The following is a 20,917-nucleotide window of genomic DNA, read 5'->3' on the forward strand; positions in this document are numbered from 1 at the left end:
CGGTGTTAAAAAAGATAGTTGAAGATATAATTTGCTTCGACATTCAAATGGTTGCAGAAAGGATTGCACCAGAAAGAACCGCACCAAAGGAAGCGATTTTGGTTGAGAATTTTAGAGAAATATGTTTGGAATGTCCAAATCATGATGAGTAAACCACTTAACAAATTGTGAGGTGGTTTTTTATTGCAACCAGAAAGAAAGAGATTTCTATCTACAAATCACTGTAGAATAAGAGGTTTTACTCTTACTACAATATCACAACAAAATCAATAGGATAAGTTCCACTACAGGAGAGTTTTCCATGAAAAACATTTCACAAAAAATTTCTTTATGAAAATTACCACTTGACCTTCCACCAAGCGTAAGTGGTATAAATAAATCATACAGCCTATATAATGGATATTTATAGGTGGTGATGTTGTAGTTTGCTACGGAATCATGATGAGAAAGGATGGGGAATTATGGATTTTTCATTGACCAAAGAACAAGAAATGCTCAAAAAAGTAGCGGCACAGTTTGCTGAAGCGGAATTGGAGCCAGCTGCAGAAGAAATGGATCGTGAACACGTCTTCCCAGTAGAGAATTTCAAGAAAATGGTAAAAGTTGGTTTTACAGGTATTGGTGTTCCTAGAGAATACGGTGGTGTAGGCGGTGGCGCTTTGGAAAAAGTAATCGCTGTATCTGAATTTGGTAAAAAATGTATGACTTCTGCATCTATTTTGTCCATTCACTTGATTGCACCTCAAAATATCAATAAATATGGTACTCCAGAACAAAAAGAAAAATTCCTTCCAAGATTAACTTCTGGTGGTGAATTGGGTGCTTTTGCTTTGACAGAACCCAATGCTGGTTCTGATGCAGGTGCTGTCAAAACAACAGCAATTTTGGACAAAGAAACAAATGAATACGTTTTGAATGGTACAAAATGTTTCATCACAGGTGGTGCTAGAGCTGGAATCTTGGTTGTATTTGCTTTGACAGATCCTAAAAAAGGCTTGAAGGGTATGTCTGCTTTGATTGTAGAAAAAGGTACTCCTGGCTTCACAGGTGGTAAAATCGAATCCAAAATGGGTATTGCTGGTTCTGAAACAGCTGAACTTATTTTTGAAGATTGTAGAATTCCTGCAAGCAACTTACTTGGTAAAGAAGGTCAAGGTTTCAAAATTGCAATGCAAGCTTTGGATGGTGCTAGAATCGGTGTTGGTGCACAAGCAATTGGTATCGCAGAAGGTGCATTGGATTTGGCAATCAAATATTCCAAAGAAAGAATCCAATTTGGCAAACCAATTGGAACTTTGCAAGGTATCCAATGGTATATTGCAGACATGGCAACCAGAACAATGGCAGCTAGAAGCTTGGTGGAACGTGCTGCTGCTTTGGAAGATGCAGGCAAACCATACTCCAAAGAATCTGCAATGTGTAAATTGTTTGCAGCAGAAAATGCTCGTTTTGTAACCAATTTGGCATTGCAAATCCACGGTGGTTATGGATATATGAAAGACTATCCATTGGAAAGAATGTACAGAGATGCGAAGATTACAGAAATCTATGAAGGTACCTCTGAAATTCATAAAGTTGTCATCGCACGTGCAGTAATGGGTTGAGAAAAGGAGAGTGTAATCAAATGAGAATTTATGTTTGTGTAAAACAAGTTCCTGATACTTCAGGTAAAGTTGCAGTCAACCCAGACGGTACATTGAACCGTGCTTCTATGGCAGCGATTGTCAATCCAGACGATATGGCAGCAATGGAACAAGCGTTGATTTTGAAAGATAATACAGGTTGTCAAGTAACTGTAGTCACAATGGGACCTCCTCCAGCAGAAGGAATGCTTCGTGAGTTAATGGCTATGGGTGCTGATGATGCAGTTTTGATTTCTGCTCGTGAATTTGGTGGTTCCGATACTTTCGCAACATCTCAAATCATTGCAGCAGCAATCACAAATCTTGGTTTAAATGCTGAAGATATGATTTTCTGTGGTAGACAAGCGATTGATGGCGATACAGCGCAAGTTGGTCCTCAAATTGCTGAAAAATTGGACATTCCTCAAGTAACTTATGCTTCCACAATTACAAAAGTAGATAACCAAGTGGTTGTCAAACGTATGTTGGAAGATGGATATATGATGGTAGAAGTAGAAACACCTTGTTTGGTGACTTGTGTGAAAGAAAAAGAACTCGTTCCTCGTTATATGACTTTGAATGGCATCAACGATTGCTATGCAAAACCATTTACACTTTTGGACTATGAAGCACTCAAAGATGAACCTCTTATTGAATTGGATACCATTGGTTTGAAAGGTTCTCCAACCAACATCTTCAAATCCTTTACACCTCCACAAAAAGGTGCAGGTATTATGTTGGAAGGTGCAGACAAAGACACTGTAGCGGATTTGGTGAAGAGATTGAGCGATCGTCACGCTATTTAATAGAAGGGAGCGAAAAACATGAGTTTCAATAGTTCAGATATTGGTGCGTTTCAAGATATTTGGGTATTCTGCGAACAACGTGAAGGTAAATTGATGAATACTGACTTGGAATTGGTTTCTGAAGGTCGTAAATTGGCTGATGAACGTGGTTCCAAATTGATTGGTATTTTGCTTGGACATAATGTAGAAGGCATTGCAAAAGAATTGGGTGGTTATGGTGCAGATAAAGTCATTGTTTGTGATGATCCTGCATTGGAAGTTTATACAACAGATGCGTATACAAAAGTATTGTGTGACGTGGCAATGGAAGAAAAACCAGAAATCATTTTGATTGGTGCTACAAACATCGGTCGTGACTTGGGTCCACGTTGTGCAGCTCGTTTGCGTACAGGTTTGACTGCTGACTGTACACACCTTGATATTGATATGAATAAATATGTAGAATTCTTGACTGAATCCTCCACATTGGATGTTGCAAATACTACATTTAAAATGGAAGATATGAACCTCAAAATGACACGTCCAGCTTTTGGAGGTCACTTGATGGCAACCATCATTTGTCCTAGATTCCGTCCTTGTATGTCTACAGTGCGTCCAGGGGTTATGAAAAAAGGCGAATACAGCCAAGAAAAAGCAGATGCTTGTGAAATTCAAATGTATCCTGTTTCCATTTCTCCAGAAGATTTGAAAACAAAAGTAACAGACGTAGTCAAAGAAACCAAAAAATTGGTGGATTTGATTGGTGCTGAAATCGTTGTTTCTGTTGGTCGTGGTATCAGCAAAAACGTAGAAGAAGGTATTGGGCTTGCTGAACAATTGGCAGACGCTTTTGGCAATGCTGTTGTTGGTGGTTCTCGTGCGGTTATCGACTCTGGTTGGTTGCCAGCTGACCATCAAGTAGGGCAAACAGGTAAAACCGTACATCCTAGAATCTATGTGGCTTTGGGTATTTCTGGAGCAATCCAACACAAAGCGGGTATGCAAGATTCTGAATTGATCATTGCTGTTAATAAAGATGAAACAGCACCTATCTTTGACTGTGCTGACTATGGTATTGCAGGGGACTTGTTCAAAGTGGTACCTATGATGATTGAAGCAATCAAAGCAGAAAACGCTAACAAATAAAACCAAAACCTAAGACCTTGGAGCTCTGCTCCAAACCTCGCAAGGGACTTGTCCCTTGACCCATTGCAAAATATATTTTTATACATAAACGGCTTGCAAGAATATGCTATAAGTCATAAAATATTTAATTTTCAAAAAATAAGGTCAAGGGGATTATCCCCTTGCAGGGTGGTGGGACAGAGTCCCACGGTCTTTCATCTTTTAGGAGGAAATTAACATGAGAAAACCTTTAGAAGGCTTGAAGGTAGTAGACTTGACAACAGCACTCAATGGTCCATTTTGTACTATGATTTTGGGCGATTATGGTGCAGATGTATTGAAAATCGAACCACTTGGTGGCGAACAGTGTAGAACTTGGGGTCCAATTGAAGAAGGTAGCGGTGAAAGTGGTTTCTTCAACTATGTAAACCGTAATAAAAAAGGCGCAACACTCAATTTGAAGTCTGAAAAAGGCTTGGAAATGTTCTATGAATTGGTAAAAGATGCTGATATTTTGGTAGAAAACTACCGTGGTGGTGTTACCAAAAAACTCAAAATCGATTATGATGTGATCAAAGAAATCAATCCAAAAATTATCTATGCTTCTGGTTCTGGGTTTGGTCAATATGGCCCAATTACCCATAGACCATGCTACGATATCGTTGCACAAGCAATGGGTGGTATGATCAACTTGACAGGTTTCAAAGAAACAAGCCCTGTAAAAGTAGGTCCTTCTGTAGCGGATCACGTTGCTGGTATTTACTTGGCAGTGGGTGTTTTGATGGCACTTCACAACCGTGATGTAACAGGTGAAGGTCAACAAGTAGATGTGGCTATGTTCGATACCATCTTCTCTTTGTTGGAAAATGCACTTGTAAACTATACAATTGGCGGATTTGTGCCAGAGCGTAATGGCAATGTAGACCCATCTATTGCTCCATTTGATGTATTTGAATGCCAAGATGGTTTTGTTGCTTTGGGTGTTGGTAACGATCGCTTGTTCCAAACATTCTGTAGAGCAATTGGACATGAAGAACTCATTGAAGACCCAAGATATTTGTCCAATGACTTGCGTTGCAACAACTACATCCCTGATTTGCAAGGTTTGATTCGTGAATGGTGTGCTGAACATACCAAAGGCGAAATTGAAGGTATCATGGATGAAGCAGGCATTCCATGTGGTCCTGTTTTGGATGTGAAAGAAGCAATTGAACACCCTCATATCAAAGCACGTGAAATGATGGTACATTGTGAACATCCAACTGCTGGCGATCAATATTTCCAAGGTTGTGTTGTGAAAATGTCAGAAACACCAGGTTCTGTAGACTTTGCATCACCACTTTTGGGTCAACACAATGCAGAAATCTTTGGCATCAGCGAAGACGAAGTAGAACAACTCAAACTTGAAGGTGTTATGTAACACTTTGATTCATAAATAAAATACTGTAGGGGCGTACCTATGTGTATGCCCATTACGATACATTAAATATATAGGGGGTAAACAAAATGAGAAAAGTTTCCGTTTTAAGCTACAATATGACCACATCCGATGGCGCAAATCAAGATGGTTTGATTCCAGTTGGTAGACAATTTGACTTCATTGGCGATGTGGAAACAGAAGAAATGATTTTGGTAGATGGCGATGAATCTCTTTGCTTGGGCTATGAAAATGTAAAATGCCACAAAGATGTATTTGTAGGCGATATGGTAGATTTCAAAGCTACTTTGACAAACGTTGGTAACTCTTCCAGAGATTGTAGAGTAGAAGTATTCAAATTGGCTACACCTGCTTTTCGTGAAGGTAAAACAGAATGCAAACCTGGCGATATGGTTTGGTTTGACGAACCTGTTCTTTGTTCTGAAGGTAATGTACGTTTGGTTGTCAAAAAACACTTGCAACGTGGCGAACAACCTGATGGTGCTGTACAAGATCCTTGGAGAGAACTTTCTGATTTTGAACAACTTGGCTTGGCTCCAGAAGAAAAAGATACAGTGAAATATCGTTATAGAATGTCTGATCGTGACGTATTCTATGGCGGTGGCGTTGTCAATGGTGCTAGAAGTATCACACTTGCAAACGATACAGCTAACCGTATGATGGCAAAAACTTTCCAAAATACAGGTCACTGTGTAGAAGTGAAAAAAGTGCGTTTGTATGAACCATGTTTCGCTGGTGATTACATGGAATTTGTAGCACGTGTATTGGAATCTGATGGCAAACGTGCTCTTATTGAAGTGCGTTCCTTCAAAATTATCGAAGTGCCTGAAAACCCACCATTCCCAAGCTCTATCGATGTATTGCCTGAACCTCCACTTTCCACAGTAGTGCAATTCATTTACGAAACATATTAATTGTCTATGGATACCATTACTTGTATCAAAACCAGACGCAGTGTTCGTAAGTTTTTAGACAAAAAAGTGGAACGTGAAGTGGTGGAACAAATGGTGGAATTGGCAAAATGGGCACCTTCTTGGAACAATTGCAAAGCAGTGCGCTATACTGTTGTAGATCAAGAAGAAAATTTAAAAAAATTGGCAAAAAATTGGATGGCACCAGAGAATATTCATATTGTAGATAATGCACCTTTGGTATTTGTTGTGTCCAATGTAAAAAAACGTTCTGGATATGAACGTGATGGCTATACTTGTACAGACAAAGGCGATGCATGGGAAATGTTCGATGCAGGAACCGCTTGTCAAACTTTGTGCTTGGCTGCAAATGAAATGGGTCTTGGAACTGTTATCATGGGGACTTTTGATGAAGAAGGCGTATCCTTATGGTTGGATTTACCTGAAAATGAAACCATCATTGCAATGGTTGCTTGTGGATATCCAGAAGTGATTCCAAATTCTCCAAGAAGAAAAGAAGTATCTGAAATTTTAAGATATCAAGCATAAATGTTATGGAAAAAGAAACCGCTGTAGGGATAATCCTTATAGCGGTTTTGTGTATGTAAATGAATTTAAATTCAAATTATTTGGTTTTCACAACTGGTACAATAACTTTGGTGACATGTTCTTCTGTGTTGGTCACATCCAAAGGTGAAATGATAAATTCTTCTGAAATAGGACCACATACTTTATATTGATTTTGATTGATCCATTGGATGAGACGTATATGAGTTTGCATAATATCTGCATAGTCACCAATGTGAATTGCAGTTGCGGCTGTAAATCCACCATAAGTACGACAGTTTTCATTGTCAGAATCTGTTGTAATTGGTGTTGCAAATTCAATATCTGTGTCAGAATATAAAAATTGTTCCAATGGGTTGGAGTAATAAGTTACAATAATGTTCCCTTTGCTTTTGTATTCCAAAGAGTCACACAAATCCAGAATTTCAACCCAACGTTTTAAAGAAACTTCCGCATTGGCATAATTTTTCATAGTTTTTCTGGTGTACACCAGGGTAGAAGTAGGGATTTCTACAATGGAAATGGGATCTGTATTGATCAAGTCTTTGACATTTAATATATCTACACCCATTTTCAAACGATCTAAAAAAGAACGGATATCTGCATATTTTTTTTGCAATTCATGGATTTCATTTTGCACTTCATTGAGTTTGGTTTCGAAACCAAGTTCCAATTTTTCAGCATTGTTTCCATCCAAAATGTTATGAATTTCCTTCAAACCAAAACCCAAAGAACGTAATTTACGTACAATGCAAAGGGTAACCATTTGTTGTTTGCTGTAATAACGATATCTGTTAACATCATCACGGAATTCAGGTACAACCAATTGAATTTCATCATAATAACGAAGGGTTTTGCTAGGGATACTGCATATTTCCGCTACTTCACGTATAGAATATTTTATTTCAGTGGACATATCAATACCTCCTTAATGGATTTTATTACCAAAATGCGAACAAAAATAGTATAGCACATTCAAAGTAAGATTACAATTTTTTTATCAAAATTAATCAAAAAACGATATAACAACAAAAAAATAACGTTTTGCAGAAATACATTTGTTTTTTTCTAAAATAAGAAAATAATAGTTAAAAAAAGTTAATATTTTAAAATTTTCATATGTAAGTAGCACAAAAGATAGAAAAAACTTTAAGTACATGTAAAGTTTTTGCATATGAAACAGTTAAAATTATGATATATTTCTTAAGAAATTCTTGACTCTCCACTAGGTGGATGTTGTATAACTATAGTAGTGGTAGTGAATTTGCATAGAATTTATGTAAATTAAAGAAATAACTATAAAAAATAAATAAAAAACGATTTATTTATCCGTTGAAAGTAAGGTTGTATGGTGCTTTTTTTCAATTACTTGGAAGAATATCATAATTTTTTTATGTAACATTTAGTTTCTTTTTTATAAACTCTCAAGATTTCAGAAGTATATATTTTTGTTTGGTTACATATGTAAGTGTAAATTATAGAAATGAATATATGACTTTTTTAGTACATTTTGCAATTGATATGGATAGTGTATTGAATGCAATATACATGTTGTATAAAAATACAAACATTCTTTTGTATAGCATTACAATATTTGTCAAAATAATGTCAAAGGATTTACTTTTGTGATGATTTGTATTAAAATAATATCAATGAGCAAAGACAAATGTCTTTGTATGAGCGTTAAACAAGAACGAAACATTTTAAAAGATCCAAGAAACATATGATACATGGTTTGAATGTTATTTTTAAAATAACTCAAATATACGAGAATTTTTTCTCGCCTCAAATACAGTTTATAACAACGAATGGGAGGGTTTAGTATGCAATTTGTGATTAAAAATGGAACAATTGTTTCCGCAACAGAAATGTATCAAGCTGATGTAGCAGTTGCTGATGGCAAAATTGTTGCAATTGGTAAAGATTTATCCTTGGAAGGATATGATGTAGTAGATGCAGCTGGCAAATTGGTTTTGCCTGGTGCTTTGGATGTACATACTCACTTGGCAATGCCTTTTGGTGGAACAATCTCTTCTGACGATTATTTCGCAGGTACAAGAGCTGCAGCTTGTGGTGGTACAACAACAGTATTCGACTTCATCTTGCAAGATTTTGATGAAAAGATGGTAGACGCTGTCAAACGTAGAGATGCACTTTGTGCTCCTGATGCAGCAGTTGACTATGCTTTCCATGTTGGTGTAAAAGACGTAAGTGGCGATTTGTTGGATTCTATGGAAGAAGCAGTAGAATTTGGTGTTCCTACTTTCAAAGTGTTTATGGTTTATGATTTCGGTGTTTCCGATGGCGTTTTCTATAAAGTGTTGCAAAAATCCAAAGAAATTGGTGCTAGAATCAGTGTTCATGCTGAAAACAACGAAATGGTAAATATGTTGGTTGAAAAATATATTTCCGAAGGCAAAACAAGTGCTTGGTATCACTACATGAGTAGACCAGAATTTGTTGAAAAAGAAGCTGATGAAAGAGCTATTTCTTGGGCGAAAGAACTCAATGCTCCTTTGTACATTGTTCACCTTGCTAATAAAGGTGGGGTAGAAGCAGTGACAAAAGCGAAAGATGAAGGCTATGAAATCTATGCTGAAACTTGTCCACAATATTTGCACTTCACAAATGAAGTTTACAAACGTGAAGATGGTAGAAACTTTGTTTGTTCTCCTCCAATGAAGGGTCAAGAAAGCCAAGATGCTATCTGGGATGCTATCATTCGTGGCGATATCGATACAGTTGCTACTGATCACTGTCCTTTCCAATCTTATGAAAAAGACTGGGGAAAAGATGACTTCAGAAAAATCCCTAATGGTTGTGCTGGTGTAGAAAACATGTATCCTTACATGCTTTCCATGGCAAACAAAGGCAAAATCAGCTTCCAAAAAGCAGTTGAACTTTGTTCTGAAAATCCAGCTCGTCTCTTTGGTTGTAAAGACAAAGGTAGTCTTTCCGTTGGTAAAGATGCTGACATCGTTATCTACGATAAAGACAAAGAATTTACAATTAGCGTTGACAACATGCATTCTGATTGTGACCATACAATTTGGGAAGGTGCTGAACTCAAAGGCTATCCAGTGCAAACATATTCCAAAGGACGTTTGGTATTTGACAATGGCGAATTCCTTGGCGAACGTGGTTGGGGTAAATTTGTAAAGAGATCTTTGAAATAAGTTTTTTAATGTAAGTTTTATTTGAAATAAATCACTTTGAAACAAATGGAGTTGTATTCTAAGGGGGATACAACTCCAGTAATGAAGGCAACAATGCAATAATACATATATGTTACTTGTTACTATTCACAAATTGTTAGGAGGGTTTTTTATGAGTAAAGTTACGCAACAAGAACGTAATGGTTTGTTTGAGTTGACTCCTCAAGCAACAGAAGCGTTGAAATCTTCAGCTTATTACAACGAAGATTTGGCACCAACCTCAGTAGAACAAAGAAACTGGAACACAACATCTATCTGTAACCTTTGGATTGGGATGTCCATCTGTATTCCATCCTTGTCCCTTGCATCTGCATTGGTATCCTTGGGGATTTCTCCATTGCTTGCAATCATCAACGTAATCTTGGGTAACTTGATTGTTTTGATTCCAATTCAATTGAATTCCAAAATTGGTACACAATATGGTATTCCATTCCCAATCTTTGGTCGTTTGACATTCGGACCAAAAGGTTCTCAAATTCCTACCTTATCCCGTTCCATCGTAGCTTGTGGTTGGACAGCTGTACAAAGCTGGGTAGGTGGTGGCGCTGTAGCTGCTTTGCTCGGTGTGGCAATTTCTATGTTTGCTGACCAAAACTATACAATGGCTTTGCCTGGTAATGATAGCGTAGTTGTTGGTCAATTGATTGGTTTCTTCATCTTTATGATCTTCATCTTCTTTGTAGCTTACAAAGGTATGGATCAAATCAAATGGGTACAAAACATTGGTGGTCCTATCCTTGTTATCGTTATGGTTGCTTTGTTCGCATGGTGTCTTTCTACACTTGCTTCTTGCGGTCAATCTCTTGGTACTGTATTGTCTGCTGGCAATGACGAAGCTCTTCTTGCAGCTGGTGGTGGTTTCACATACCTCTACTTGGCTGGTTTGACAGGTAATATCGCATTCTGGGCTACAATGGCATTGTCCATTCCTGACTTCTCCAGATATGCAAAAAGCCAAAAAGACCAATTCATGGGTCAAATGCTTGGTATGCCTGCTCCAATGGCACTTTGTGCTTTCGTTGGTGCTGTATTTGCACAAACATCTAAATTCGCTTATGGCGAAACAATGTTCGACCCTACTGGTGTATTCTACTATGTAGACAACAAACTTTTGGTAGTTATCGCTTCCATCGGTGTTATCATGGCTACTGTAACAACTTGTGTTGCTGCTAACGTTGTTGCTCCTGCAAATGGTTTCTCCAATATTGCTCCATCCAAAATTTCCTACAAAAAAGGCGTTGTTATCACTTGTTTGGTAGCTACATTCGTAACACAACCTTGGTGGATCTATGGTTCAGGCGCAGCTTACATCTTCACATGGTTGAACAACTATGGAACAATCTTGGCTCCAATCGCTGCTATCTTGGTAGCTGACTACTTGGTAGTGAAAAAACAACGTATCGACGTTGCTGGCTTGTACGAAGGTGCTGGCGGTAGATATTGGTATGACAATGGTTGGAACAAAAATGCGTTCATCGCTTGGGTTGTTTCCTTCATCATTCCTTTGTTGGGTAACACAATGTTCCTTTACAACCCAGCAGTAAGTGCTTCTCCAAACTTTATCCAATGGCTTGCTGCTAATGGTTACATCGTTTCCTTCGCACTTGGTTACTTCGTATACATCGCTTTGATGAAAAAAGAAATCGGCAGAACTGGTTACGGTTTCGTGGAAGAAGCAGAATACAACGAAATTACTGGCTAATTGAATTTACAAATCTGTAAAGGTTTCAGTTTGAAAAGTTAAAATGAAATAGAACTAGGAGAAGATAGTATCTTTTCGCATAAATCTCCACCTAGGCGATGGCGAAGGATACTATCTTTTTGCTAAAATACAAATAATTTTCAATATAATAAAGGAGCGAATAATATGTATAAAGCAGATTTGGCAAGAATGAGTGAAAAAATCCATACCTTTGCAACCTTTGGCGATGCAGGTCATGGCGGTATCACAAGATACTCTTTGTCTCCAGAAGCACAACAAGCAAGAGCATACTTCCAAAAAAGAATGGAATCAATTGGTGCTACAATTGAAACTGATGACTTTGCATGTATGTATGCAACCATTCCTGGTTCTGATCCAGATGCAAAACGCATTGTAATGGCATCTCACTGTGACTCCGTTAAAAACGGTGGTAACTACGATGGTATCTTGGGTGTTATTGGGGCTATGGAAGTTTTGGAAGCAGTTGTTGCTGATGGTATCCCTCACAAACATCCTTTGACAGCTATGATCTGGACAAATGAAGAAGGTTCCTTGTATCCTCCTGCTTTGTTGGGTTCTGGTGCTATCTGTAATCCATATTTGCCAGAAGCAATTGGCAAAAACTTTAAAGAAGAAGATATGTTGGCATCCAAAAGCGTTTTGGACAAAACAACTACTTTTGCAGAAGCTTTGGAAGCTAGTGGCTACAAAGGTGCTAGAGAAAACAGAATCAACCCTGATCAATACAAAGCTATGTTTGAAATTCATATTGAACAAGGTCCTATCTTGGAAGAAGCTGGATTGGATGTTGGTGTAGTTTCCTGTGTACTTGGTATGTTCAATGTTCGTGTAAGATTCTATGGTCAAGCTGCTCATGCTGGTACATTCCCAATGGCTTATCGTCAAGATGCTCTTTATGCTGCATCCAAAGCTTTGATTTATTTGCATGATGAAATCGACAAATTGGATAGACCTGAATTGGTTTACACAACTGGTGAAGTTTCCATTCATCCATGTGTACATACAGTAATCCCTGATTATGTAGATTTCTCTTTGGACGTACGTCACGAAGATCCAGAACTTTTGGCAGAAGTACTCAAAATTGTAAATAGCTTAGCTGATCAAGAATGGGCTAAATGTCGTTGTGAAATTGCTCCACAATGGAACAGAGACACAGTTTACTTCGACAAAACTTTGGTTGGATATGTAAAAGAAGCTGCTGAAGAATTGGGTTGCAAACACCAATACATCAACAGTGGTGCTGGTCATGATGCACAATTCGCTGCATATATGTTGCCAACAACAATGATCTTTGCTTCCTCTGAAAAAGGTTTGTCCCACTGTGAACCAGAACATACTTCTGATGAAACATGTACAGAAGCTGTTAGTGTTATGTTGAACGCAGTTTTGAAATGTGACGCTGAATAAGAATTTAATATTTTTAGGGGTGGATTTTGTGTCCACCCTTATTTTTATGTTCTATTATTACAATTTTGCTAAGAAATAAAAGGTTCCATTTCCAAATTCAAAAAAAGCTGGTATACTAGCTCATAGAAAGAATTTGGAGGATGATTATGAAACGTAATTTTAAAATATTGGTTATTGGTTGTTTGATTTGTTTGTTGGGTGTTGTATTGGGCATCAAAACACAGATTTTGGATGAAGATATGGCAATATTCCATATGTTTGGATTTGAAGAAGAAGTGGAAATAGACCCCATTATCATTGTGTTGGACAGTGGTCATAGTCGTGTGGATGGTGGAGCAGTTGGAATTGTCAATGAAGAATGGATTACAGAAGAAACAACAGAAAACTTGCGTGAACTTTTGGAAGCAGATGAACGTTTTGCGGTGGTTTTGACCCATACATACGATACATATGTAAGCATCACAGAACGTAGAGAGCGTGCAGAAGCTGCAAATGCAGATTTGTTTATTAGTATACACTGCAATGCAAATGAGCAGAGTGCAGATATCAGTGGCTTTGAGGTGTATCCACAATTGCCAGAAAATCCTATGTGGTCAGAAAGTTATTATTTTGCAAATATGATTGTAGATGGTTTTTTGGAAGCTGGACATACACCTAGAAAAGAAAGTGGCATTTTTTATGTGCATTACGAAGAAAACAGCGATGGTACCAGTACAAAATATACCTTGACAGAAGCAGAAGAAGATTTATATGATTTTACAGGTGAAACACTTGGGGTTTTGAAAAGTGAACAATTCCCATCTATTTTGATTGAACAAGGGTATGTTACTTGTCCAAATGATGTGGAAAATTGGATGAGTACAGAAGGTTGCCAAAAAGCAGCTGAATTGTATTACAATGCCATATGCCAGTATTTTGAAGAAAAAGCAGCTGAACTGGAAGAGATAGAAGCAGTGTAATTATGGAATAGGGGTGTAGATTTGAACTATTTGGGGTGTATTGTGGGGCTTGCTACATTTTTGATCATTGGAATGTTTCATCCAATTGTCATCAAAACAGAATATTATATCGGTAAGAAAGCTTGGCCAGTTTTTTTGATAGTAGGAGTGGTGTTCATCATCGGTTCATGGTTTGTTACATCTATTTCCATAAGTACAATTTTAGGGGTTTTGGGATTTACTTGTTTTTGGAGCATCAAAGAGTTAAAAGAACAAGAAGAGCGTGTTGCAAAGGGTTGGTTTCCTAAAAATCCAAATAAAGAATGAGTATTTGATATATATTCAAGATATTTTTTGCAAAGAAAAAGGTGGCATCTACCACCTTTTTTTCGTACATCAATCATTTAATAAATATTCTTCCACAATGCGTGCAGCATCTTCCATGCAACCATCACAAGTACGCAACATAATACCAGTGCCAACGCCTTTGAGTTCACGACATTCAGTAGACTGATTTTTTTCTTTGAATGCATTTAGCATATTGGTGGCAATTTTATAACAGACAGCTTTGCTTTTTGGCTTGTCCAAATTCACATCAGATAATTTCAAACCTACCAAATACGTCATGGCAGAAACAGCACCACAAGTGGTCATAGCACCCATTCCACGACCAAAAGCTTCCATAGCACGAAAGGCTTCTGCTTCGCCAACATGGTACAAATCTGCATAAGCACAGGCAACTGCTTGGGCACAGTTATATCCTTTGTCATGATTCACTAAAACTTGATCAACTCTATCGTTCATAATAGTTCCTCCTTTTGAAATGATTGAAATAGAAAAAAAGGACACTCCAATAGAGTATCCTTTGATGTTTCAATTACAAGCTGTTTACCAATCTTGTCAATGTAGATTTTTTTCTAGCTACAGCGTTTTTGTGGTAAATGCCTTTCATGTATGCTCTATCGATAGCAGAGATTGCATTTTTCAAAGCTACAGCAGCAACTTCTTTGTCACCAGCATTTACAGCAACGATAACTTTTTTGATGGAAGTTTTTACAGCAGATTTGATCATTTTGTTTCTCAATGTTTTTTTGTTGATTACTTTAATTCTTTTCTTAGCAGATTTGATATTTGCCATTTTTTTGTCCTCCTAAAGGTTCTACAGTTTCAGTGATTTTCGATATTTCTTGAATATCGCTTTTTCTACTACATATCAACCACTTTTCCAAACGTATGAAGCTGTTTGAGTGAGAGTGCTTTCACAAAAGAACTCCGTGGTTAATTCAACAAAATATATTTTACATGATGAAAGGGAATAAGTCAATGAATATATTCGAATTCTATGGAAAAAATATAAGAAATCTCATTTGGAGGGTAAAAAACCATGAAAAATACAAAAAATATTCAAAAATCAATCATAAAATCCGATCTTGCAATTGAAGCTGCTGAAATTGCAAATGAATCCATTGACGAAAATTCGCACCTAGAAGGCATCACCATTACAGAAAAAGAAGGTTCTGATTTTTTACTAACCCATGTACGAGTAGAAAATAAAACGGGTAGCATTGCAGTAGGAAAACCCATTGGAACTTATATTACCATAGAATCCCCATTTTTGAAAGACAATGATTTGGAACATCAAGAAAAAATGATTGGAATTTTGGCATCTGAATTGCAAGCCCTATCCAAAGTCAAAGAAAATGACAAAGTGCTTGTGGTTGGTCTGGGCAATTGGAACATTACACCAGATGCACTTGGACCACAGGTGATTTCTAAAGTGTTTGTAACACGTCATTTGGAAGGTTGTTTGCCAGAAGAAGTAGAAGGAAAGCTTTGTTCTGTTGCAGCAATGAGCACTGGAGTTATGGGCATCACAGGGATTGAATCAGGTGAAATCATCAAAGGATTGGTGGAACGCATACACCCATCATTTGTCATTGCAGTGGATGCTTTGGCTGCCAGACGTGCCAGTAGAATCAATGCAACCATTCAAATGTCAGATACCGGTGTTGCACCAGGAGCAGGTGTTGGCAATCCTAGAATGGTACTCAACGAAGAAAGTCTTGGTGTACCTGTCATTGCCATTGGTGTACCAACAGTTGTAGATGCCGCTACACTGGTCAATGATACCATGAGCAAAATATTAGAAGAAATGATTGCGCAAACAGATGAAGGGTCTGAATTCTACCAAACATTAATCAATTTAGAAGAAGTGGAGCGTTATCAAATGATTTCTGAATTGTTGGATCCATACACAGAAAATATGTTTGTGACACCAAAGGAAGTGGATTCTGTCATTGAGCGTTTGTCTTATATCATTGCAAATGGCATCAATATAGGTTTGCACAAAGGGATTACAATGGAAGATATTGGCAGATTGTCTTAATTATGTAAGGACACAGCTTTCACTATGCCCCAAAAATCAGTTGCAACCACAGTCATTGCAGCCACAATTGCAATTGCAACTACATCCACAACTATGATCGTGACTACAACCACAGTCATGATGAGATGTTACTTGACAATTTGGAGAACCATATGTTGTGCCATATCCACAACAGGAACGTGGTTCTGTAACAGGAGAAAATGCATCCAATGGAAATGCCAATGAATCGAAGTTTGCACAAGGATCACAAGCGTTTCCAATGGAGGTACATGTTTCTGGAACACATCTACCAAGAGATTCTACAATCATATTGACGGTTCTAAACATTTTCACGATGGTAAACAAGCCAATGGTTACATTGACAGCAACAGGTGCACCCATTGTCACATCGCCAGCGTTTGTGCCACAACAACAAGAATTGCAGCCACAACCATAACTTGCACAAGGGTATTTCAAATCTGCACCCAATGCAATGGCTTTGCCTTCTGCGATGACATAAGGGCCACCACTGGTATTGCCACCAAGTGGATACAGGTCATTTGTTGTTGTCACATTGGATTCTGTATCACCAAACAAGGTAACACGAAGAATATAGGCATTGGTAGCATCGATACAGCCGATGATACAGCCATCAGCACGTCTAAATTCAAGGGTGTAATCAAAAACATATTTCAATTCCACATCCCAACAGCCATCTTGCAATGTGTTTTCTGTTTTACGCAAAATTTCAATTCTGCTGAGTTTCAAGTGTTTCATGGTCACATCAGATGCATTACAAGGTGGTACAATGATATCACCTTCACAAAGCATTTCGTTACAATTGGGTAGTGCATTGCTTGCAGCCCTTGCAGGCCCCAAAATATCACTGGTCAAACATTTTTGGATACGACATTGATCAAAAATCTTTTGGGCAATGATACATACTTCGCCACTACCATTGTTTGTTTCTTCATTGGAACAACAGCAGTTTCTTGCACAAAGGTCATTTCTGACATCAAATTCAAAAGCTCCCATAAAGATTGCCTCCTTTATAAATAAAATATGGTTCTTTATATACTATGAAAGAGGTGCAAATGGGTGCTATAAAATAAATGGAATATTTCAGTTCTTTCTTGGAAAATCCTAATTATTTCGTAAAATAGCAAGAAAAATCTCCAAAAGTGGTGAAAGTATGGTATGATAGATATGTAAAGATATGTTATTGATAAATTGAGGTAATCTTATGAAAATACTAGCAGATATCCATACACATACGGTAGCAAGTGGACATGCGTATAGTACATTGGATGAAAATTTGAGATATGCAGCAGAAATTGGCTTAGAAATGATGGCAATGACAGATCATGCGCCAGCTTTGCGGAACACAACCAGTGCAACCTACTTTGCAAATTTAGGTATTTTACCAGAAACACTACATGGTGTGCGTTTGCTTAAGGGTGTGGAATTGAACATCATCAATCCATCTGGTGAAATTGATTTGCCTGTGGAATTTTTAGAAAAAATGGATATCGCTTTGGCAAGTTTGCATATTCCAACATTTCCACCAGCAACCAGAGCAGAAAACACCAGTGCTTATTTGAAAGCAATGGAAAACCCGCTTGTGGACATTATTGGGCATCCAGGTGACCCTAGATATGATGTGGATTACAAAGAAGTTTTTCGTGTTGCAAAGGAAACAGGAACCCTTTTGGAGTTCAACAATGCATCTTTGGTGCCAGGTGGTTTTCGTCAAGGTGGAGATGCCATTATATTGGAAATTATGAAAATGGCAATGGAAGATGGTATTCCTGTTGTTGTGGGTAGTGATGCTCATTTTTATACCAGCATCGGAAATGTTTCTTATGTAGAAACTATGATGAAATCCATTGGTTTCCCAGAAGAATTGGTTTTGAATACCAATCCAGAACTTCTGTTGGCAAGCCTAAAACGCAGAAAATGCAAATGATTTTTGTTAAGTTATTGGTAAAAGTCTTTACTTTAGCACTTTAACATGGTACAATAGTAAAAAAGGAAGTCTAGTAAATGGATTTTCGATGAATATACCAAAATATAAGAGTTTGAAGTAAAGAGGTGTTTTCTGTGAATAAAAAAATTAGAACGGACTTGACAGATAAATTATTTCGAAGCATCTTGGCAATGGAAACGCTAGAAGAATGCTACCAATTGTTTGAAGATTTGTGTACTGTCAATGAATTGCAGGCAATTGCACAAAGAATGGAAGTTGCTGCAATGCTCAATCGCAAATGTACCTATGTGGAAATTGCTGAAAAAACAGGTGCATCTACAGCAACCATAAGTCGTGTCAATCGTTGTTTGCACTATGGTGTAGATGGTTATAAACTGGCTATAGATCGTTTGAAAGAAATAGAAGATAGAGAAAAAGAAGAACTATCGTAAGTTGAAAACAAGGGATATGGGGCTGATCCAAGTGGTCAGTCTTTTTATCGCCTTTTGGTATTGGTGTTACATGGATAAAAAGGATAGGGGAATTGCAATGATCGGTTTTGCACAATTAAATGAAATGCAACAAAAAGCAGTTTTACAACAAGATGGACCCGTTTTGGTTTTGGCAGGTGCTGGAAGTGGAAAAACAGGTGCATTGACTGTTAGAATTGCTCATATGTTGGAAACGGGAGTTAAGCCTTGGAATATTTTGGCGATTACCTTCACCAACAAAGCAGCAAAAGAAATGCGAGACCGTGTTGAGAAATTGGTTGGTGATGGTGTACGTGACATTTGGATCAGCACCTTCCATTCTACGTGTGTACGTATTTTGCGTAGAGAAATTGGTCATTTAGATTATGACAATCAATTTTCTATTTTTGATGCAGATGATCAAGAAAAATTGATGAAAGATGTATTCAAACAATTGAGCTATAGCATTACAGACAAAACATTTCCTGTGAAGTCTGCAATTGCGCAAATCAGCAAATTGAAAGAAGAAATGATTCCTTGGGAAGAATATGCAAGAACTGTAGATAGAGCAGATCTCAAAGGGATGCGTATTTCTAAGGTGTACCATATTTATCAACAAAAACTCAAAGAAAACAATGCTCTTGATTTTGATGATTTGATTTACAAAACAGTTTTGTTGTTCCGCACACATCCAGAAGTTTTGGCAAAATATCAAGATCGTTTCCAATATATCATGGTGGATGAATACCAAGATACCAATACATCTCAATATGAATTGGTGCATATGTTGGCAGAAAAAAATAAAAACCTTTGCGTTGTAGGTGATGATGACCAAAGTATCTATGGTTGGAGGGGTGCAAATATTCGCAATATTTTGGATTTTGAAAAAGACTTCCCCAATACTGTTGTCATCAAATTGGAGCAAAACTATCGTTCTACAAAGAAAATTTTGGAAGCAGCAAATTCTGTTATCCACAACAACCAAATTCGTAAAGATAAAACCCTTTGGACAGAAAACGATAGTGGTAATATCCTTCATATTTACAAAAGCGATAATGAATATGATGAAACACGTTTTATTTCAGAACGTATGCAAGAATTGGCTGATAACGGAATTGGCTATAGCAATATGGCTGTTTTGTATCGAACCAATGCACAATCACGTACAGTGGAAGATCAATTGGTGCGTAAAGGTATCCCATATCGTTTGTTTGGTGGTACTCGGTTCTATGAACGTAAAGAAATTAGAGACATTTTGTCTTATTTGAAGGTTTTGGCAAATCCTGCTGATACCATTGCTTTGCGTAGAATCATCAATGTTCCAAAAAGAGGTATTGGTGAAGCATCCATTGATAAGGTTGTTACCTTTGCAGCAGCACACGATCTTTCTTTATTTGGTGCATTGTCTCGTTTGGATGAAATTGTGGAATTGAAAACAAGAGCGTCCAAATTTAGAGATTTCTACCAATTATTTGTTTCCTTGCAAGAAGATGCAAAAACACTTTCTGCTGGGGAATTGATTGATGTGGTTGTAAAACGTTCTGGTTATTGGCAAGATTTGATGAACGAAGGCACAGAAGATGCATTGTCTCGTTTGGAAAATATAGATGAATTCATCAATAAAGCAGTAGAATACGATAAAAGCAATGAAGACAGTAGTTTAGCTGGTTTCCTAGAAGAAGTGGCACTTGTTGCAGATATTGACAATTACCAAGAAGGGGAAGAAGCAGTTGTTTTGATGACTTTGCATAGTGCAAAAGGTTTGGAATTCCCATATGTGTTTATGATTGGTATGGAAGAAGGTGTTTTCCCAAGCTATAGAGCTGTTATGTATGGTGGCGAGAAAGAAATGGAAGAAGAACGTCGTTTGTGTTATGTAGGGATCACAAGAGCACGTGAAGAATTGTTCTTAACACATGCAAAAACACGTATGCAACATGGTATTACACAATACAATCCGGCTTCAAGGTTCTTGAAAGAAATCCCTGCAGATTTGGTAGATTTTCCTGTTCGTCAAGTTTCTGACATGGCAAAGAAATACGCTATGCGTAACAATATGAAGATGTCCCCTATCACATCCATTGCACAACAGCAAAAGGTTGGAGCTATGGGAAAACAAGCCTTTTCCAGACAAGTAGCAGGCGATAGAGATATGCCAATACCAAAAGATGTAACTTTATCATATGCAGTTGGCGATAAAGTAAGAGCTCCAAAATATGGAATTGGTACCGTCAAATCCATTGCAAATGGTGGCGCAGATTTCGAAGTGGAAGTATCCTTTGGCGAAAAAGGAACCAAAAAATTTATGGCTGGACTTTCCAAATTGATTAAAGTCAGCGAATAATGTAAATACGCATATAATCATCAAACAGTAGGGGCGACTAG

At 37.6% G+C, this 20,917-nt stretch carries 20 protein-coding genes; 16 read left to right on the plus strand and 4 right to left on the minus strand.

The window, feature by feature from the left end:
• The first annotated feature begins 2 nt into the window (after positions 1–2).
• From MJY40_RS07095 to MJY40_RS07130, 7 genes are all read left to right on the plus strand, one after another.
• Positions 3–152: a hypothetical protein gene (locus tag MJY40_RS07095; protein ID WP_317856292.1), complete on the plus strand. Its 150-nt coding sequence runs from the start codon at positions 3–5 to the stop codon at positions 150–152.
• Positions 153–461: 309 nt separating this feature from the next.
• Entirely contained in the window at positions 462–1,604 is a 1,143-nt protein-coding gene (gene acrC / locus MJY40_RS07100; protein ID WP_317856293.1) for an acryloyl-CoA reductase, read from the plus strand.
• A 20-nt stretch (positions 1,605–1,624) separates the two neighbouring features.
• Positions 1,625–2,428: an acryloyl-CoA reductase electron transfer subunit gamma gene (gene acrB, locus MJY40_RS07105; protein WP_317856294.1), complete on the plus strand. Its 804-nt coding sequence runs from the start codon at positions 1,625–1,627 to the stop codon at positions 2,426–2,428.
• An 18-nt stretch (positions 2,429–2,446) separates the two neighbouring features.
• On the plus strand, positions 2,447–3,553 hold the full coding sequence (acrA, locus tag MJY40_RS07110; RefSeq protein ID WP_317856295.1) for an acryloyl-CoA reductase electron transfer subunit beta: 1,107 nt from the start codon (positions 2,447–2,449) through the stop codon (positions 3,551–3,553).
• 217 nt (positions 3,554–3,770) lie between these two features.
• Positions 3,771–4,952: a CaiB/BaiF CoA transferase family protein gene (locus MJY40_RS07115; protein WP_317856296.1), complete on the plus strand. Its 1,182-nt coding sequence runs from the start codon at positions 3,771–3,773 to the stop codon at positions 4,950–4,952.
• A gap of 86 nt (positions 4,953–5,038) precedes the next feature.
• The gene (locus MJY40_RS15700) at positions 5,039–5,884 is read left to right on the plus strand and encodes a hotdog fold domain-containing protein (RefSeq protein ID WP_331488241.1); all 846 of its coding nucleotides are present in this window, start codon (positions 5,039–5,041) and stop codon (positions 5,882–5,884) included.
• 6 nt (positions 5,885–5,890) lie between these two features.
• Positions 5,891–6,430: a nitroreductase family protein gene (locus MJY40_RS07130; protein WP_317856430.1), complete on the plus strand. Its 540-nt coding sequence runs from the start codon at positions 5,891–5,893 to the stop codon at positions 6,428–6,430.
• Positions 6,431–6,506: 76 nt separating this feature from the next.
• Here MJY40_RS07130 and MJY40_RS07135 read toward each other — a convergent pair whose 3' ends face one another.
• Positions 6,507–7,364, minus strand: coding sequence for a MerR family transcriptional regulator (locus MJY40_RS07135; protein ID WP_317856297.1), 858 nt, complete (start codon positions 7,362–7,364; stop codon positions 6,507–6,509).
• A 907-nt stretch (positions 7,365–8,271) separates the two neighbouring features.
• Between MJY40_RS07135 and hydA the strand changes: the two genes are divergently transcribed.
• The 5 genes from hydA to MJY40_RS07160 all read left to right on the plus strand — a co-directional run bounded on the left by hydA (position 8,272) and on the right by MJY40_RS07160 (position 14,058).
• On the plus strand, positions 8,272–9,624 hold the full coding sequence (hydA, locus tag MJY40_RS07140; RefSeq protein ID WP_317856298.1) for a dihydropyrimidinase: 1,353 nt from the start codon (positions 8,272–8,274) through the stop codon (positions 9,622–9,624).
• 151 nt (positions 9,625–9,775) lie between these two features.
• Positions 9,776–11,365: an NCS1 family nucleobase:cation symporter-1 gene (locus MJY40_RS07145; RefSeq protein ID WP_317856299.1), complete on the plus strand. Its 1,590-nt coding sequence runs from the start codon at positions 9,776–9,778 to the stop codon at positions 11,363–11,365.
• Positions 11,366–11,530: 165 nt separating this feature from the next.
• A complete protein-coding gene (locus MJY40_RS07150) occupies positions 11,531–12,793 on the plus strand; it encodes a Zn-dependent hydrolase (protein WP_317856300.1) in 1,263 nt (420 codons plus the stop codon).
• Between the two features lie 146 nt (positions 12,794–12,939).
• On the plus strand, positions 12,940–13,752 hold the full coding sequence (locus tag MJY40_RS07155; protein ID WP_317856301.1) for an N-acetylmuramoyl-L-alanine amidase family protein: 813 nt from the start codon (positions 12,940–12,942) through the stop codon (positions 13,750–13,752).
• 42 nt (positions 13,753–13,794) lie between these two features.
• Entirely contained in the window at positions 13,795–14,058 is a 264-nt protein-coding gene (locus tag MJY40_RS07160) for a DUF4491 family protein (protein WP_331488242.1), read from the plus strand.
• A 69-nt stretch (positions 14,059–14,127) separates the two neighbouring features.
• On the opposite strand, the gene MJY40_RS07165 is transcribed toward MJY40_RS07160, so the two are convergent.
• Entirely contained in the window at positions 14,128–14,535 is a 408-nt protein-coding gene (locus tag MJY40_RS07165; RefSeq protein ID WP_317856303.1) for a C-GCAxxG-C-C family protein, read from the minus strand.
• Between the two features lie 73 nt (positions 14,536–14,608).
• Positions 14,609–14,869 carry a 30S ribosomal protein S20 gene (gene rpsT / locus MJY40_RS07170; protein WP_317856304.1) on the minus strand — a complete coding sequence of 87 codons (261 nt, stop codon included), beginning with the start codon at positions 14,867–14,869 and terminating at the stop codon, positions 14,609–14,611.
• Between the two features lie 246 nt (positions 14,870–15,115).
• Between rpsT and gpr the strand changes: the two genes are divergently transcribed.
• A complete protein-coding gene (gene gpr, locus MJY40_RS07175; RefSeq protein ID WP_317856305.1) occupies positions 15,116–16,117 on the plus strand; it encodes a GPR endopeptidase in 1,002 nt (333 codons plus the stop codon).
• Between the two features lie 36 nt (positions 16,118–16,153).
• Here gpr and MJY40_RS07180 read toward each other — a convergent pair whose 3' ends face one another.
• Positions 16,154–17,131 carry a hypothetical protein gene (locus MJY40_RS07180; RefSeq protein WP_317856306.1) on the minus strand — a complete coding sequence of 326 codons (978 nt, stop codon included), beginning with the start codon at positions 17,129–17,131 and terminating at the stop codon, positions 16,154–16,156.
• Between the two features lie 208 nt (positions 17,132–17,339).
• Here MJY40_RS07180 and MJY40_RS07185 point away from each other — a divergent pair, with 208 nt between their 5' ends.
• The 3 genes from MJY40_RS07185 to pcrA all read left to right on the plus strand — a co-directional run bounded on the left by MJY40_RS07185 (position 17,340) and on the right by pcrA (position 20,876).
• Positions 17,340–18,062 (plus strand): phosphatase, encoded by a 723-nt coding sequence (locus tag MJY40_RS07185; RefSeq protein WP_317856307.1) that lies wholly within the window; start codon positions 17,340–17,342, stop codon positions 18,060–18,062.
• 134 nt (positions 18,063–18,196) lie between these two features.
• Complete coding sequence (locus MJY40_RS07190; protein ID WP_317856308.1) at positions 18,197–18,514, plus strand: YerC/YecD family TrpR-related protein; 318 nt, start codon at positions 18,197–18,199, stop codon at positions 18,512–18,514.
• Between the two features lie 97 nt (positions 18,515–18,611).
• Positions 18,612–20,876 carry a DNA helicase PcrA gene (pcrA, locus tag MJY40_RS07195; RefSeq protein WP_317856309.1) on the plus strand — a complete coding sequence of 755 codons (2,265 nt, stop codon included), beginning with the start codon at positions 18,612–18,614 and terminating at the stop codon, positions 20,874–20,876.
• The last annotated feature ends 41 nt before the right edge of the window (positions 20,877–20,917 follow it).

The sequence above is a fragment of the Chakrabartyella piscis genome (assembly GCA_030067835.1).
Classification (GTDB): Bacteria; Bacillota; Clostridia; order Lachnospirales; family Anaerotignaceae; genus Chakrabartyella; species Chakrabartyella piscis.